This window comes from Planomonospora algeriensis (genome assembly GCF_977012225.1).
In genome coordinates, this window is the sequence record NZ_CDRNDK010000908.1 from 1 (window position 1) to 1,121 (window position 1,121).

Consider the following 1,121-nt stretch of genomic DNA (forward strand, 5'->3'; position numbering starts at 1 on the left):
CCCGTCGCGGATCACCGCGGCGACGGCGGCCAGCGCGCCCGCGGGCTCGGCCTCCCCGACCTCCCGCGCCAGCCGGGCGGCCAGGACCGCCGGGTCGCCGTGCGTGCCGTACATGAGCCGGTCGACCAGGCGCCGCAGCAGGTGGCGGAGAGGATGGAAGAAGGCGCCCGCGAACAGCGCGGCGACCAGGCCGCCGATCCGGTCGTAGTCCGACAGGGCGATCCCGGCGAGGGCGCCCGCGCCGAAGTAGACGACGCTGACCGCGGCGACCAGCCCGGCGGCCACGAAGGCCCGGCTGATCACGGTGTCGATGCCGTACAGCCGGTAGCGCAGCACGGAGAAGGCGATGGCCACCGGGATCAGGCCGGTCCAGATCGTGGCGGCCAGCCACCAGTCCGGTCCGGCGATCAGGCAGACGCTGTAGACCGCGAAGGCCGACAGGGGCCAGGCGATCTGCCGGCGGACGACGGGATCGGCCCGGCGCAGGCGCAGGACCAGGGAGAGCACGGCCGTGACCACGAGCACCGAGACCGCGGTGCTGAGGACCAGCAGTGACGGCCGGTAGTAGGGGGCCAGCGCCTCCACCGCGAGCGGGTTGGGGATCACCTGCGGGTGGGGGTAGGTCTCCGGACGGGGCGTCGGGCGGAGGATCTGCAGGGTGGCCTGCGCGACCAGCACGGCGACGCCCAGCACCGGGACCGGCCGCCAGCGCGGCGACGGCAGACGGCCGTCGGGGGAGTACAGCGGGAGGACGACGGCGAGCAGCATGCCGCCGACGCCCCAGCCGGCGACGCTGAACCAGCGCAGGTAGCCGGCGGCGGCGAGGTCCCCGGAGGAGGCGGCGGCGAACATGGCGGAGTCCGAGAAGACGTGGACCGCGCAGCCAAGGCCGCCGGCGCACATCAGCCAGCCCGTGATCGGGCGGACGCCGTGCGCCAGCAGGAACGCGCCCACCACGGGGAAGATCAGCCCCGCCGCGTGGTCGGGGGAGGCGGGCACGTCGAGGGACCACTCGGGCGGCAGGCCCAGACCCGCGACGGACCCGGTGACGGTGAGCGCCACGGCCAGCACGGCGACCACGACGGGGGCGAGCCGCCGCGGCGAGGCCAGCAGCGCGGCCA

General features: G+C 75.8%; 1 pseudogene. It reads right to left on the bottom strand.

Features of this window, described 5'->3' with window-relative positions:
* Window positions 1-1,121: pseudogene (locus tag ACWJ6R_RS36815) on the bottom strand (sensor histidine kinase); the annotation flags it as partial.